The 13,571-nt window shown below is 54.5% G+C and carries 16 protein-coding genes; 10 read left to right on the top strand and 6 right to left on the bottom strand.

Features of this window, described 5'->3' with window-relative positions; translation table 11 throughout:
- Window positions 1-142 precede the first annotated feature (142 nt).
- A complete protein-coding gene (locus KNP74_RS05245; protein WP_214763728.1) occupies window positions 143-616 on the top strand; it encodes a glutathione peroxidase in 474 nt (157 codons plus the stop codon).
- 42 nt (window positions 617-658) lie between these two features.
- On the opposite strand, the gene KNP74_RS05240 is transcribed toward KNP74_RS05245, so the two are convergent.
- Together KNP74_RS05240 and KNP74_RS05235 are read right to left on the bottom strand one after the other, a co-directional pair.
- Window positions 659-1,585: a CAP domain-containing protein gene (locus KNP74_RS05240; protein ID WP_214763726.1), complete on the bottom strand. Its 927-nt coding sequence runs from the start codon at window positions 1,583-1,585 to the stop codon at window positions 659-661.
- Window positions 1,586-1,605: 20 nt separating this feature from the next.
- Window positions 1,606-2,052, bottom strand: a complete 447-nt coding sequence (locus KNP74_RS05235) for a MarR family winged helix-turn-helix transcriptional regulator (protein ID WP_214763725.1) — start codon at window positions 2,050-2,052, stop codon at window positions 1,606-1,608.
- 118 nt (window positions 2,053-2,170) lie between these two features.
- On the opposite strand from KNP74_RS05235, the gene KNP74_RS05230 reads away from it, so the two are divergent.
- The 3 genes from KNP74_RS05230 (at window position 2,171) to KNP74_RS05220 (ending at window position 4,781) form a co-directional block, all read left to right on the top strand.
- Window positions 2,171-2,584 (top strand): organic hydroperoxide resistance protein, encoded by a 414-nt coding sequence (locus tag KNP74_RS05230; RefSeq protein WP_021066776.1) that lies wholly within the window; start codon window positions 2,171-2,173, stop codon window positions 2,582-2,584.
- 93 nt (window positions 2,585-2,677) lie between these two features.
- Entirely contained in the window at window positions 2,678-3,535 is an 858-nt protein-coding gene (locus tag KNP74_RS05225; protein ID WP_214763723.1) for a metallophosphoesterase, read from the top strand.
- Window positions 3,536-3,641: 106 nt separating this feature from the next.
- Window positions 3,642-4,781 (top strand): zinc-dependent alcohol dehydrogenase, encoded by a 1,140-nt coding sequence (locus KNP74_RS05220; protein ID WP_029595905.1) that lies wholly within the window; start codon window positions 3,642-3,644, stop codon window positions 4,779-4,781.
- Between the two features lie 40 nt (window positions 4,782-4,821).
- Here the strand turns inward: KNP74_RS05220 and KNP74_RS05215 are convergent, their stop codons facing one another.
- The 3 genes from KNP74_RS05215 to abc-f all read right to left on the bottom strand — a co-directional run bounded on the left by KNP74_RS05215 (window position 4,822) and on the right by abc-f (window position 8,332).
- Window positions 4,822-5,733: a cation diffusion facilitator family transporter gene (locus tag KNP74_RS05215; protein WP_214763721.1), complete on the bottom strand. Its 912-nt coding sequence runs from the start codon at window positions 5,731-5,733 to the stop codon at window positions 4,822-4,824.
- A 115-nt stretch (window positions 5,734-5,848) separates the two neighbouring features.
- Window positions 5,849-6,625, bottom strand: a complete 777-nt coding sequence (locus KNP74_RS05210; RefSeq protein ID WP_214763720.1) for a hypothetical protein — start codon at window positions 6,623-6,625, stop codon at window positions 5,849-5,851.
- A gap of 12 nt (window positions 6,626-6,637) precedes the next feature.
- The gene (abc-f, locus tag KNP74_RS05205) at window positions 6,638-8,332 is read right to left on the bottom strand and encodes a ribosomal protection-like ABC-F family protein (RefSeq protein WP_214763719.1); all 1,695 of its coding nucleotides are present in this window, start codon (window positions 8,330-8,332) and stop codon (window positions 6,638-6,640) included.
- A gap of 364 nt (window positions 8,333-8,696) precedes the next feature.
- Here abc-f and KNP74_RS05200 point away from each other — a divergent pair, with 364 nt between their 5' ends.
- The 4 genes from KNP74_RS05200 (at window position 8,697) to KNP74_RS05185 (ending at window position 11,426) form a co-directional block, all read left to right on the top strand.
- Complete coding sequence (locus KNP74_RS05200; RefSeq protein WP_214707985.1) at window positions 8,697-9,608, top strand: MBL fold metallo-hydrolase; 912 nt, start codon at window positions 8,697-8,699, stop codon at window positions 9,606-9,608.
- Window positions 9,609-9,671: 63 nt separating this feature from the next.
- Entirely contained in the window at window positions 9,672-10,505 is an 834-nt protein-coding gene (locus KNP74_RS05195) for an aldo/keto reductase (RefSeq protein WP_214763717.1), read from the top strand.
- A 13-nt stretch (window positions 10,506-10,518) separates the two neighbouring features.
- Window positions 10,519-11,133 carry a PH domain-containing protein gene (locus tag KNP74_RS05190; protein ID WP_214763716.1) on the top strand — a complete coding sequence of 205 codons (615 nt, stop codon included), beginning with the start codon at window positions 10,519-10,521 and terminating at the stop codon, window positions 11,131-11,133.
- Window positions 11,134-11,147: 14 nt separating this feature from the next.
- The gene (locus KNP74_RS05185) at window positions 11,148-11,426 is read left to right on the top strand and encodes a hypothetical protein (protein WP_034776686.1); all 279 of its coding nucleotides are present in this window, start codon (window positions 11,148-11,150) and stop codon (window positions 11,424-11,426) included.
- Window positions 11,427-11,465: 39 nt separating this feature from the next.
- Here KNP74_RS05185 and KNP74_RS05180 read toward each other — a convergent pair whose 3' ends face one another.
- Complete coding sequence (locus tag KNP74_RS05180; RefSeq protein WP_214707982.1) at window positions 11,466-11,990, bottom strand: DUF1836 domain-containing protein; 525 nt, start codon at window positions 11,988-11,990, stop codon at window positions 11,466-11,468.
- A 124-nt stretch (window positions 11,991-12,114) separates the two neighbouring features.
- Between KNP74_RS05180 and trhA the strand changes: the two genes are divergently transcribed.
- Together trhA and KNP74_RS05170 are read left to right on the top strand one after the other, a co-directional pair.
- Window positions 12,115-12,759: a PAQR family membrane homeostasis protein TrhA gene (trhA, locus tag KNP74_RS05175; RefSeq protein WP_021066766.1), complete on the top strand. Its 645-nt coding sequence runs from the start codon at window positions 12,115-12,117 to the stop codon at window positions 12,757-12,759.
- Window positions 12,760-12,846: 87 nt separating this feature from the next.
- Window positions 12,847-13,542, top strand: coding sequence for a DsbA family oxidoreductase (locus tag KNP74_RS05170; protein ID WP_214763715.1), 696 nt, complete (start codon window positions 12,847-12,849; stop codon window positions 13,540-13,542).
- Window positions 13,543-13,571 lie beyond the last annotated feature (29 nt).

The following is a 13,571-nucleotide window of genomic DNA, read 5'->3' as shown; positions in this document are numbered from 1 at the left end:
CGAGTCTCATTATACGCCGTCCATCATGTTTCATTGTAACAACGACTTCATCATTTCATGACAATTTGATTGCGAACAACCGGTTCAAAGTCGTGTCTTGAAATCCCGATTGGTATAATGAAAACAAAAAGGGGGAATCAGCATGATCTATCAATATGAAGCGGCCGACATGAGCGGCAAGCTCCAACCGCTATCCAAATACGAGGGGGACGTCCTGTTGATCGTCAACACGGCGAGCAAGTGCGGTTTCACACCACAGCTCGACGGGCTCGAGAAATTATATGAACGTTACCAAGGGCAAGGTTTCCATATCCTCGGCTTCCCGTGCAACCAGTTTGGCAATCAAGACCCGGGCTCGAACGAGGAAATCAGCGAGTTCTGTCAATTGAACTACGGCGTGACGTTCCCGATGTTCGCCAAAGTCGACGTGAACGGGAAAGACGCCCACCCGCTCTTCCAATACTTATCGAAAGAAGCACCTGGCCTGCTCGGCTCGAAGACGATCAAGTGGAACTTCACGAAGTTCCTCGTCGACCGGAACGGCAACGTCATCGAACGGTTCTCGCCGAAGACGACACCGGACGAGATCGAGACGGCGGTCAAACGCCTGTTATAAGGAAAAGGATGGTCCACCGAAATCCGGCGGGCCATTCTTTTTTTAGCGTGGGGTGATGAAGTTGATCGTGTAGAACGGACTTGATTCTTCATTATAGACGAGGCCGACCGACACGTGCGTGAAACCATCTTTCAAAATGTTCTCCCGGTGGCCGAGCGAATTCATGAGTCCCCAGTGGGCGTGAAAGACGCTCATCTGTCCCATCGCCAAGTTCTCTCCGGCGAGGGAGTAGGCGATGCCGGCCTCATTCATCCGCTCGAACGGGTCGCGGCCCTCGGGATCGGTATGGCTGAAGAAGTTGTTGCGGGCCATGTTCTCACTATGGGCGCGCACGACCGGGAGCAGCGGTTCGTAGTCAGCGAGCGCCGACAATCCAAACTTCTGACGGTCCCAGTTCATGAGCATCCGCATCAATTGTTCGTTCGCGACGAGATTGTCTTTCGACACGTCGCCGTAATAGCCGTCGCTCGACTCCTCGACGTCCCGGTCGACGGTGAGCACGGCCTTTAGCTTGTCCTCATCGTGCTGATCGAAGAACAGCGTCACGTAGTCATCATCAATCGCATAGACGTTGAACGACGGGTCGTCCGGAATCAAATAGCGTTTGAGTCCCTTATTATACGACTTGACCTCATCGAAGCCGATTTGCTCGACTTGTTGTCGTGTCGTCTCGCCCACGATGAGCCCTTCAAAGATGCTGCCCGTCTCGAACTGGTAATGGCCTTTCTTCGAACCGTCAGCATCGATCAACTCGAGGCTACGGTCACCGCTCTTCTCGAGCAAGTACCAGTCATGCCCTGCGTATTGGCTCGTGAAGCGCGGCGCATCGGTCGCACGTTCCTGTTGTTCTTCCGCCACTTCCGTCGACTTCACTTGAACGCTCGTCGGCGCCGACACGTTCGGCACTTCATACTTCCAGGCCGCATACATGCCGATCGCGAGCAATAGAATCACTAGTTTACGAAACATCGCGTCTCCTTTCGAAAAAACTACTCCTGTCGCTCACCGAAGTCACGCAGTCGTGTCTTGATATCGATGAGCATCTCCATATAAGCGACGTACGTCGCTTCATCTATATTCAGCATACCACTCACTTTGACCGGTACGTCTTCGGCCTGCTCACGCAGTGCGCTGCCGGACGGCGTGAGGGATAAGAGGACACGGCGCTCGTCGTCGGTCGCCCGCACTTTCTCCACGTAATCGAGTTGCATGAGCCGCTTGACGAGCGGTGACAATGTGCCCGAATCGAGCGTGAGCCGCTCCCCGAGCTGTTTCAAATCGATATTGTCCTCTTCCCATAAAACGAGCATGACCAAGTACTGGCTATATGTCAGGTTTAACGGCGCCAAGATTGGGCGATATAATCTTGTAAGCTCTTTTGAAGCGGTATAGAGCTGAAAACAGATCTGATGCTCTAATGTTAACGAACTTTTCATAGTATTTCCTCCGGCTATAGTCTTAGGACAAGCATATCATTTGATTATCTGTTTGACTGCTCTATAATTAGATTGTGCACAACTTAATTGCCTAAAAACGAAATGGAGGAATTGAATCATGAAACCATTATTCACAGCTTCTGCAACTGCAATTGGTGGCCGCGAAGGTCGCGTCACATCGACGGACGGCGTCATCGACTTGAACGTTTCGATGCCTGGCTCAAAACACGCGGACGAAGCGACGAACCCAGAGCAATTGTTCGCAGCAGGTTACGCGGCATGTTTCGGTAGCGCTTTGAACCTCGTCATCGGCAAAGAACGTATTAAAACAGACGGCACGAACGTCACAGGACACGTGACGCTTAACCAAGACGATGAAGGCTTCTTCATCTCGGTCGAACTCGAAGTCGAAATCAAAGGTGTCGACCAAGCGACGGCGGAACGTCTCGTCGAAGCGGCACACCAAGTTTGCCCGTACTCAAAAGCGACACGCGGCAACGTCGACGTCAAGTTGACTGCTAAAGCAGCATAATTCGATGGCCCGCTTCCGAGCGGGCTTTTTTTTGCGTCTCCCTACTCTACGGAGTAGAATGAAGGAACGATAGACAAGGAGAGGAGGCGGACGATGTTCAAAGGTAAACGCAAATATGTGACGATCGGCGTCGGGGTCGCATTCCTCTTCGCCGCTTTCTATAATGGTCTGACCATCCGAAACTACGCAGTCGAGTCCGACAAAATCGCATCGGGACAATCGTTCCGGGTCGTTCTGTTGTCCGATTTGCATGGCTACTCGTACGGGGACGACCAACGCGTCTTAATCGACAAGGTGCGGGAACAAGCACCGGATTTGATCGCCCTACCCGGCGATATTCTCGACCGCTTCCGCTCCCCCGACGCCTCGTTTGAATTGATCGAGGGGCTACAAGGGATCGCGCCGATGTATTTCGTGACCGGCAATCATGAGATCGACGGCTCGGACGATTTCGTCCGCCACGACGTCAAGGACGTATTTCGCTCCTATGGTGTGACCGTGCTCGAGAACGAGACCGCGTCGATCAATGTCAACGGCGTCGACGTCCTCATCGGCGGGCTCGAAGACCCGCTCCGGACATACACGGAAAACATTCATGCGAGCTGGGAAGAGACGGCATTGACCTCACTCGGTGATGTCGACACGGAGACGGCGTTCAGTCTGCTCTTGTCACATCGGGCCGAGCAGGTCGAGACGTACGCCGCCTTACCGTTTGACCTCGTCCTGTCAGGCCATGCCCACGGCGGACAGGTTCGAATTCCCTATTTATTGAACGGGCTGTACGCGCCGGACCAGGGCTTCTTTCCGAAGTATGCCGGCGGTCTGTACAAGCACGAGTCGTTCACTCACGTCATCGGGCGCGGCTTCAACTATAGCGTCAGCGTACCACGTGTATTCAATCCACCGGAGATTGTCGTCATCGACGTCACTGGGACCGGGGCTCCTCAGTGAGCCCCTTTTCCTATTTTCCCCAAAAACCGGATTCGCATGCGTGTGAAACGGGTAGAATACTCTTGTTGTGACTTACCTGTTTTCAAAAAAAGGAGGAAGTGAACATATGCGTGCTGTAACCTATCAAGGAGCAAAGAACATCGAGGTCAAGGACGTGAAAGACCCGGAGATTGAGAATCGGGAAGAGATTATCGTCAAAATCACCTCAACGGCCATCTGCGGATCAGATTTGCACATCTACTTAGGCAATATGCCGACGCGACACGGCTACGTCATCGGCCACGAGCCGATGGGCATCGTCGAGGAAGTCGGACCGGATGTCACGAAAGTGAAAAAAGGCGACCGGGTCGTCTTGCCGTTCAACGTCTCATGCGGCCATTGTTTCTATTGCGAGAACGAGATGGAAAGTCAGTGTGACAATTCGAACCACGCCCCCCATACGGACGCGGGCGGCTACTTTGGATTCACCGAGCAATTCGGGAACCATCCTGGGGGGCAGGCCGAGTATTTGAAAGTTCCATATGGAAACTTCATGCCGCTCGTCATCCCGGAGTCGTGCGAACTCGATGACGAGGCGCTCCTCTTCCTCTCCGACGTCATCCCTACGGCGTGGTGGAGTTTGGACAGTTCCGGGATGAAAGCCGGCGACACGGTCGTCGTCCTCGGCTCAGGGCCCGTTGGCCTGATGACCCAAAAGCTCGCCTGGGTGCGCGGGGCGAAACGCGTCATCGCCGTCGACCCGGAATTGTATCGCTTGAACCGGGCCAAACTGTCAAACAACGTTGAGACCGTCCTCATGAAAGACCCGGTCGACACGGGCAAATACATTCATGAAATCACGAACGGCGGGGCCGACGTCGTCATCGACTGTGTCGGCTTCGACGGCAAGATGTCCCCGATCGAGAAAGTCGAGCAAAAGTTGATGGTCCAAGGTGGCACGCTCAGCGCCATCAAAGTCGCCAAAGAAGCGGTCCGGAAGTTCGGGACGGTCCAATTGACCGGGATATATGCGATGAACTATAACCAGTTCCCACTCGGCGACTTCTTCACCCGCAACGTCAGCATCCGGACTGGACAAGCGCCAGTCATCCACTATATGCCTGAGCTGTTCCAAATGATCGTCGACAAGAAGTTCGACCCGACCGACATCATCACGCATCGCCTGCCACTCGAACAGGCGGCGGATGCCTACAAAATCTTTAACGACCATTTAGATGACTGCGTCAAAGTCGTCTTGAAGCCATAAGGAAAGCGGTCCCCGACATTGTCAGGGACCGCTTGTTCGTTTACCAAATCGTTCGTTCCTCACAACATTGCGCTTCCCGTTCGATTTGAACGGTCGAACGCTCGAATGTGGCGAACTGCCGGATTCGTTTCGTCACCTCACGCAAGACGCGCTGGTCGTCCGTGTCCGCCTCGATCAAGACGTGGCACGTGACGGCGAATTCGTTCGATGAGATTGACCAGACATGTAAGTCATGGACTTCTTTGACGCCATCGACGCTACCGAGTTCACGTTGCATCGCCACGACGTCGATTTGGTCGGGTGTCCCTTCCATCAAAATATGGATCGCCTCCCGCGTCACGCGGTAGCCGCTCAATAAAATCAGGACAGCGACGAACAGACTCGCGATCGGGTCGGCAAGCGTCCAACCGAACGCCATAATCAATACGGCCGCCGTGATGGCACCGACCGAGCCGAGCAAATCGCCGAACACGTGCAACAGTGCACTGCGGACGTTCAAGTTGTCACGTTCCCCCCGCATGAGCAGCCAGGCCGCAAGTACGTTGACGAGCAGTCCGATGATGGCGACCGTGAGCATGCCCCCGCTCAAAATCTCAGGCGGGGCGAACAAGCGCTGATACGCCTCGATGATGATGTAGATGGATATGACGAGCAGCGTCAATCCATTGACGAACGCCGCCAAAATCTCGAACCGTCGATAGCCGAACGTGCGCTCCGGCGTCGCCTGCCGTGCCCCGAACCGAACGGCGAGAAAACTGAGACCGAGCGCGGCTGCGTCACTGAGCATGTGGCCCGCATCCGACAAGAGCGCCAAACTGTTCGTCCATAATCCGCCGATGACCTCGACGACCATGAACGTCGCAATCAGGACGAACGACCAGAATAATGCCCGTTGGTTCGTCGTATGATGATGGTGATGGTCGTGCCCGTGATGATCGTGATGTGCGCCCATTGTTTCTCCCCCTCTCTCTATATAGTCTATACCTTCCACCTCAAACATTCAAACGTTAATTTGAATGAATACATAAAAACAATCGCCGAAAGGGATGTCCTCTCGACGATTGTCGTTATTTCTGTTCGAGCCGGACCCGCATGACGCCGTCATAGGGGAACAACTTCAACTGGCGAGTCTCACCTTCATACCAACTGCCGGCGTTTTGACTGCTCGTCGCCGTCACATCAGGCGTCGCGACCGCTTGGCGGTCCCAGTCGATCGCCCGCACTTGTTGGTCACGTACCATCAAGAAGAAGCCGTCATAGAAATGGTATTCGTTCACTTGGTCACGCTGGACCGCTTTCGGGGTACCGAGCGTGGCCCGGACACTGTCGATGTCTTGGCCGAGCACTTCGATTGTCGCCGCATCCGCCGTCGGGACGACGGTCTTCCATGCCGCGGTCACATCGTCATCGGAAATGCTCGTCGCTTCTCCCGTCACTTGTGCTTCCGTCACCCATCCCGTCGTCCGCTCGTTCAATTGGAGCTTGACGAAACCACTGACGGCCTCGAGTTGTTCGAAACGGTCGCCGAGGTCGGCCTCATAGATGACCGTCACCCGGTCATCGGCGAACACTTTCGTATACGGCGCCGCGATATAGACGAACACCCCGTCGGTCTCGTCAGCCTCTGCTTCCGCCTCGGTCTCCTCTGTCGCTTTCGTCTCACTGTTGACCGATTCGGTCGCGATGTCGTCCGTCTCCGGCAACGCCGACTTCTTCGAGTCCATGAGCGCCGCGAAAGCGATGACGCCGATGAGCGAGGCGATCAACAACACCACCGTCGCTGATTGCCAAAACCGTTTCCGTTTCCGTGACGCTGCCCGTGATACCCGTACTTCTTCTTTCATGTTCTTCCACCCCTATTTGTTTCGTCCCTTCTCCGATTCGGCAAGGGGGATCCCGTTTCCTGCCTCGTCGAAGAAAATTTGCGGCTCGCTCGTCAACGTCTCGAGCGTCCGCAGCGTCGCGTCGACGTCGACCGGAGGTTTTGTATCACCCGACTCAAGGACGCGCACCGTCTTTCCGAGCTCGATCGTCCGGTCCGTCAATCGATGGAACGTCCGGTCGTGCGAGATAAGGATCAACCCGCCCCGGTATACGTCGAGTGCGGCTTCGATTTGTTCTCGCGTCGCCACATCCAAATAGTTCGTCGGCTCATCGAGCGCGAGCAAATCCGCATCCGAGAAGTAGAGGATGAGGAAGGCGATGCGGCACTTCTCCCCCATGCTCGCGTCACGGATCGGCTTATACACCTCATCGCGGCGGAATAAGAAGTGCGCCAAAAGCGTCCGTGCCTCCGTCTCTGTGATGTCACTCTCGGCGAGAAGTGCGTCGAGCAACGTCCCGTCTTTCGGCAATCGCGCGAGCGTCTGCGAGAAATAGCCGACCTTCAGTTTCGGATGACGCTTGACGTCCCCTGCCTCCGGTGCGAGTTCGCCGATCAATAGTTTCAAAAGCGTCGTCTTCCCACTTCCATTCGGACCGACGATGGAGATGCGGTCACCCCGGTTCACCGTGAACGAGAGGTGCTCAAAGAGGGGTTCCTCGTAACCGAACGAGACGTCGTCGACCGTGATCCACGTCTTCGCCTCGAGCGGGTCGGCTTGGAAACGGACGGAGACGTGGGCCGCGTCTTTCGGGCGATCGGGCCGAGAACCTTCGAGTTGCTCGAGCTTACGTTCCCTTGCCTTCATTTTGACGGCGAGGTTCGCCGCTCCTTTTTGCGCGCCGGGACTCCGTACGCTCGCCGTCGCTTTCGCTTTCAAATGCCAGCCTTTATATTGGGCGATCATATCGAGCAGCTCCGACTTCCGCGCTACGTAGCGGGCATGGGCCCGCTCGTCACGTACACGTTCCTCTGCCTTCTGGTGTTTATAGGCCGTGTAGTTGCCAGGATAGCGGACGACTTTCCCATCATCTAACTCAAGGATGACCGTCGCGACATCGTCGATGAACTGACGGTCGTGGGAGATGGCGAGCACCGTACCCGGAAACTCGTTCACCCAGCGCGTCAGCCACTCGATTGAGTCGACATCGAGATGGTTCGTCGGCTCGTCGAGCAGGACGATATCGACGTGTCGCATCGTAAGCCGAGCAAGTTGGGCCCGTGTCTGTTCACCGCCGCTCAACTCTCGGAGCCGGATTGAGTCCTGTGCGTCGAGACCGAGCCGTTTGAGCGCTCGTCTCGCTTCGGTCTCGAGTCCGAAGGCGTCAGTTGCGAGCGCCTCGTCGTATGCTTCAAGCACGCGCGCCGTGTCACCTGATGTGACATCCATGTAGAGCGGATAGCGCTGCGGGTCGCCTTGCATGACGTAGTCAAGCGCAGTCTCTTCTCCGTCAAACACCGTCTGTTCGACGACACCGACCGAACCTAAGACGTCGATCGTGCCTGCCTGCGGGGTCAGCTCGCCGATAAGCAGCTTGAACAGCGTCGTCTTGCCGGACCCGTTCTGTCCGAATAAGATGGCCCGTTCTGCTGCCGCCACGTCGAACGAGACGTTGTCGAATAATGGTTGCCGGTCGTGGTCGAACCGGACTTGTTGGATTGATAACATATTGTTTCACCTCGCTAATTGTTCGGATACGCGATGAAACAAAAAACACCATCCGCTCAAAAGCGATGGTGTGAAGAGCTCCGGTCAAGCGGAAAGAAGGGTTACCCCCGTAGCCTGAAATTGGACACACTTCACCCGTGACTGTTCGTGCGAACAGTGATGATTCGTTTCATCAGTTGAGGGCGTGTGACTTTTTCATGGCACGTTGTACCTTCCTTTCCTAAGTTATTGCAACCGTACCAAATTGAAAGCGGATTCGCAAGAGGTGCCCCACAATCTCCGATTTTTTCTACACCTTCCGGCGGATGCAAGCGCGTCATGCGAGCGGTATGATTAAACCAACTTAGATGATGAGGTGACTGCCATGAAATTACGAAACCTACTCGTCCCGAGCGCTGTCCTAGCGAGCGTCGGTACGTTCTTATATACACGATTCAAACAAAGACTGCCTCGCCCCGCCTTCAAAGTCCCGACGGTCAAGCCGGACCTCGCCTCGTTCGATGAGACGATGGTCGGCGCCACCTGGGTCGGCCATTCGACCGTGCTCATCCATTGGTACGGATTAAAGATTTTGACCGATCCGGTGTTCTCGAACCGGATTGGGGTCCACGTCGGCCCGGTCACGTTCGGGATGAAACGCCATACCGCCCCCGCCCTCTCGATCGAGGAAATCGGGCACGTCGACGTCATCTTGCTCAGTCACGCCCATATGGACCACTTCGACCATAAGAGCCTGAAGCGACTCATCAATCGCGATACGGTCGTCATCTCGGCTCCAGGGACGAGCAAACTGTTGCGTAAATATCCGAGCTTACAGACGCTCGAGATGCATCCACACGACAAATTGACGCTCGCGAACGGGCTCCACGTCCAAGCGATCCCTGTCGCCCACTGGGGCAATCGTTTCCCATGGGACAAACATATGGGTTATAACGGCTACGTCTTGAAATATAAAGGCGTCCGCATGCTGTTCGCCGGGGATACGGCGTACACCGAGTCGTTCAACGGGCTCGCGAACAAAGAGCCGATCGACCTCGCCTTTTTCCCGATCGGGGCCTATCAACCCGAGTCGTTCGAGGAAGCGCACTGCACGCCGGAACAGGCATGGACGATGTTCAAACAGAGCGGAGCAAAACGCTTCTTCCCGATGCATTGGGACACGTTCGTCTTGTCATATGAACCGGTCGAAGAGCCGTATGAGCGACTCGTCGCCGCGGCAAAGCTTGAACGTGATCAAATCGTGATCAAGGCGCACGGCGAAAGTATTCGGCTGTAGCTTTCGCTTTCACTTCCGGACGATTTTCGGTAACGTAAGAGGTGAGAGGGAGGGAATCAATTTATGGAATGGACCACACTCAACAATGATGTGAAACTGCCGATGCTCGGACTCGGCGTGTACAAAGTGGAAGACGGTGCAGTCACGGTCGACACGGTCAAAGCGGCGCTTGACACCGGCTATCGGTTAATCGACACGGCGGCCATCTATCAAAACGAGGAGAGCGTCGGCCAAGCGATTCGCGAGTCAAGCGTCCCGCGGGAAGACATCTTCGTGACGACGAAACTGTGGAACGAGTTCCACGGCTATGACGAGGCACTCCAAGCGTTCCAAGATAGCCTCGACCGGCTCGGGCTCGAGTATGTTGACTTGTTCTTGATTCACTGGCCGATGCCGCGCTTCGGCAAGTTCGTCGAGACGTATAAAGCGCTCGAACAGTTGTATGAGGAAGGCAAGGTTCGGGCCATCGGGGTCTCGAACTTTGAGATCAGCCACCTCGAACAGATCATCCAGTCATGCTCGATCGTCCCGGCGGTGAACCAAGTCGAGATCCACCCATACCTGTCCCAAAAAGAATTGATCGCGTTCTGCCAGCGGTACGATATCCAGATTCAGGCGTGGAGCCCGCTCATGAAAGGGCGTGAGGCGCTCGAGGACCCGGTCATCACCGAGATCGCTGATAAGTACGGGAAGTCGCCGGCTCAAGTCATCTTGCGTTGGCATTTGCAGAACGGCGTCGCCGTCATCCCGAAATCAGTCACGCCGAGCCGGATTCGCGAGAATATAGAGGTATTCGACTTCACGTTGACGAAAGAAGAGATGCACGCGATCGATGGACTCAACCGCGACGAGCGGACCGGGTCTGACCCGAACGAGATGCACAAAATCCACTACTGAGGAGAGATTGTACATGTTCAAAAAACTAGCTTCTGATTTGACAGGCTTCAGCGATATCGGCGAAGTCATCGACCCGAAAGATTTCGATAAAGCGGATTCGGATGATTACGTCCTGCATGAGGACAACGAGAAGATTTATTTCTTAATCAAATCGAAATCGGACGAGTACTGCTTCACAAACTTGGCGATGATCCACCTCGACGGGACGAGTGCGATGAGTTCGAAACGCGTCTTGTACCGTTATCCTTACGCCCATTTCCCATTGAATAACGTGATGTTCGAGACAGCCGGTACGGTCGACATGGACGTCGAGATCAAGTTCACCATCGGCGACAAGCCGTACTCGATCGACGTGAACAAGAAACAAATCGAGCATGTGAAAGACTTGTACAAATCGCTCCTCGCCATCGCTGAGAAGCAACGTGAAGGCCGGAAGATGATGGAGTATGCCAACGCGTCACTCACGCACTCGGTGTCGATTTTGAGCGGGCTCCGCCAAGGCGACATGAACGTGGCGTCGACGTTCAAGGAATTGAACGAACAAAGCTTCGACTGGCTCAGAGGTCACTATCACGAGTGGAACCGCAAAGACTTCGGTGACGTGTTCGAGAAGTACATCAATAATTAACCAGGCGGTGACTTATGGATTACATGTGGTTGTTGATTGCGTTCGGCTTGTTCATGCTCGTAATTTTGACTGTATTCATCAGTAGTGTGCTCAACGCCTTGTTCCGGCACCTCCACCCGGTAATTCATATCGCTGTCATCTTGTTGTTATCGTTTGCGTATGAGCGTCTCATGTTAGATTATAATCTCTTCTGGACGCTACTCGTTCTCGTGACCATCAGTTATGCAGCACCACTTCTTGTCATCAAACTGTACAACAAAGGTGAGCGCTTCGAACGCGATCGTCTGAAATGAAATGTCCCCTAGACTCCAATGGGATTCTAGGGGACATTTTTATTTGCCTTCATCAATCAACTGTTCAGCGAGCCGTTGGAACAAGTGGCTCATATGGACGGCCGAGGCGATGGCGAGCGACTGTTGGATGCCGTTCGTCTCGTTCGTGCGTACGTTGGCGAGGAGCGTCTCGGCTTGCGCCTCGAACGCCTGCATGTTCTGCTCTTTCTGAACTTGGTACGCGTCATAGAAGTCCTCGAGCGAGAAACCCTCGTCCGACTCGTTCAACGGCCGGAGCGTCTCTTTGATGTCATTGATCGAGAGCAATCCTTTCATCTCGTAAATCAGGCTGAGCAACATCAAGTGCTCGTTCGTGTATTTCTTGTTTTTGACGGGGTGGAACAGTTTGCCCTTGGCGTAGTTGTTGATCATCGTCTTCGTCAAAATCGTCTCATCGTCGCTTCGTTTCATCTTGCCGTAATGTTGCTCGAACAACTGGATGACCTGGTCCATATATAAGTCAATCGTCGGGAGCACCTGCTTCGGCAGCGTCCCTTCCGTCTCTATTATCTCGTGCGGTTTCATTCAATCACCTCCCCTTCAGTATACGGACAAACCGGATTTGTCGAAACAAAAACCTTGTTGTTTTTCAGTATACAGCTTATCATGTAGTTATGGATACTACATGACGTAATAAGGAGTGTTTAGCATGAATTCGATTTTTCGGGAACCGATTAACGCACTGACCCACTTGGCCGGTGCCGTGCTCGCGTTCGTCGCGTTGATTGCGATGACGGTGAAAGCGTCACTGCTCGGCGAGCCGCTCGCCATCATGGCCGCGATTTTGTTCGGCATCAGCCTTGTTTTCCTCTACTTGTCGTCCGGCCTCTACCACAGCATCATCGCCTCACCGAACGTCATCGCCTTCTTCCGGAGAATCGATCATGCGATGATTTACGCCTTGATTGCCGGGACGTATGCCCCGCTCACCTTGCTCGCGCTCGAAGGTCCGACGCGCTGGGTATTGTTCGGCACCGTCCATGCGCTCGCCTTGTTCGGCATCGTCTTCAAGCTCGTCTGGTTCCATGCCCCGCGCTTCTTGTCGACAGCGCTCTATATCGGCATGGGTTGGTTATCGGTGTTCTTCATCGGACCGCTCCATAACGTCATCGGCAACGCCGGCATCTTCTGGCTCATCCTCGGTGGCGTCATGTACACGATCGGCGGACTCATCTACGGCTTCAAGCCGAAGTTCGTCAACTGGCGCGGTTGGGGCTTCCACGAGGTGTTCCACTTGTTCATCTTGTTCGGCAGCTTCGCCCACTTCGTCTGCGTGTTCTGGTATGTCTTCTAAGTCCTCCTCGTGAGGGCTTTTTTTCGTGAGCACATTGATTTACTTCGAATTCAAGACATCCTACACTGACTGTAGGAGGGATTGAAAATGAAAATTGAAGTTTGGTCAGACTATGTCTGCCCGTTCTGTTATATTGGCAAGCGTCGTCTAGAAGAAGCGCTCGAACAGTTCCCGCACGCGGATAACGTCGAGGTGGAGTTCAAGAGCTTCGAGCTCGATCCGAACGCCCCGACGACCGACTCGCGTTCGATTTACGAAGCGCTCGCGAAGAAATACAGCATGCCGCTCGAGCAGGCGAAAGGCACGACGGCACAAGTCGCCGCTCAAGCCCGCACGGTCGGTCTCGACTACGATTTCGACAACATGGTCGTCACGGGCACACTCGACTCGCACCGATTGACGCACTATGCGAAGACGGTCGGCAAAGAGAAAGAACTGTCAGAAGCGCTCCTCAAGGCGTACTTCGTCGACGCGAAACATATCGGCGACCACGACGTCCTCGTCGAGATCGCGACAAGTGTCGGACTCGATGCTAACGCCGTGAAAGACGTGCTCGCTTCAGACGTATACACGGAAGACGTTCGCGCTGAAGAGAAGCGTGCAAGCGACCTCGGCATCACCGGCGTCCCGTTCTTCGTCTTTGACGGAAAATATGGAGTCTCTGGCGCGCAACCGACCGAGGCGTTCACGCAAGTACTCGAGAAAACTTGGTCCGAATCGGCACCGACGCTTCAAGTGCTCTCGGGTGGCGCGACGTGCACGGACGATAACTGCGATATCTGATGTTAAACGAATAAAAGCAAAGCATTCGC

The sequence above is a fragment of the Exiguobacterium sp. s141 genome (assembly GCF_018618085.1).
GTDB classification, from domain to species: Bacteria; Bacillota; Bacilli; order Exiguobacteriales; family Exiguobacteriaceae; genus Exiguobacterium; species Exiguobacterium mexicanum_A.
The sequence above is the reverse complement of the archived record's forward strand: the minus strand, read 5'-3'. Positions and strand labels throughout refer to the sequence as shown.

Bases quoted from the DNA above. Each gene is read 5' to 3' on its own strand.
- KNP74_RS05245 (WP_214763728.1), top strand. From the start codon at position 143: ATGATCTATCAATATGAAGCGGCCGACATGAGCGGCAAGCTCCAACCG.
- KNP74_RS05240 (WP_214763726.1), bottom strand. From the start codon at position 1,585: ATGTTTCGTAAACTAGTGATTCTATTGCTCGCGATCGGCATGTATGCG.
- KNP74_RS05235 (WP_214763725.1), bottom strand. From the start codon at position 2,052: ATGAAAAGTTCGTTAACATTAGAGCATCAGATCTGTTTTCAGCTCTAT.
- KNP74_RS05230 (WP_021066776.1), top strand. From the start codon at position 2,171: ATGAAACCATTATTCACAGCTTCTGCAACTGCAATTGGTGGCCGCGAA.
- KNP74_RS05225 (WP_214763723.1), top strand. From the start codon at position 2,678: ATGTTCAAAGGTAAACGCAAATATGTGACGATCGGCGTCGGGGTCGCA.
- KNP74_RS05220 (WP_029595905.1), top strand. From the start codon at position 3,642: ATGCGTGCTGTAACCTATCAAGGAGCAAAGAACATCGAGGTCAAGGAC.
- KNP74_RS05215 (WP_214763721.1), bottom strand. From the start codon at position 5,733: ATGGGCGCACATCACGATCATCACGGGCACGACCATCACCATCATCAT.
- KNP74_RS05210 (WP_214763720.1), bottom strand. From the start codon at position 6,625: ATGAAAGAAGAAGTACGGGTATCACGGGCAGCGTCACGGAAACGGAAA.
- abc-f (WP_214763719.1), bottom strand. From the start codon at position 8,332: ATGTTATCAATCCAACAAGTCCGGTTCGACCACGACCGGCAACCATTA.
- KNP74_RS05200 (WP_214707985.1), top strand. From the start codon at position 8,697: ATGAAATTACGAAACCTACTCGTCCCGAGCGCTGTCCTAGCGAGCGTC.
- KNP74_RS05195 (WP_214763717.1), top strand. From the start codon at position 9,672: ATGGAATGGACCACACTCAACAATGATGTGAAACTGCCGATGCTCGGA.
- KNP74_RS05190 (WP_214763716.1), top strand. From the start codon at position 10,519: ATGTTCAAAAAACTAGCTTCTGATTTGACAGGCTTCAGCGATATCGGC.
- KNP74_RS05185 (WP_034776686.1), top strand. From the start codon at position 11,148: ATGGATTACATGTGGTTGTTGATTGCGTTCGGCTTGTTCATGCTCGTA.
- KNP74_RS05180 (WP_214707982.1), bottom strand. From the start codon at position 11,990: ATGAAACCGCACGAGATAATAGAGACGGAAGGGACGCTGCCGAAGCAG.
- trhA (WP_021066766.1), top strand. From the start codon at position 12,115: ATGAATTCGATTTTTCGGGAACCGATTAACGCACTGACCCACTTGGCC.
- KNP74_RS05170 (WP_214763715.1), top strand. From the start codon at position 12,847: ATGAAAATTGAAGTTTGGTCAGACTATGTCTGCCCGTTCTGTTATATT.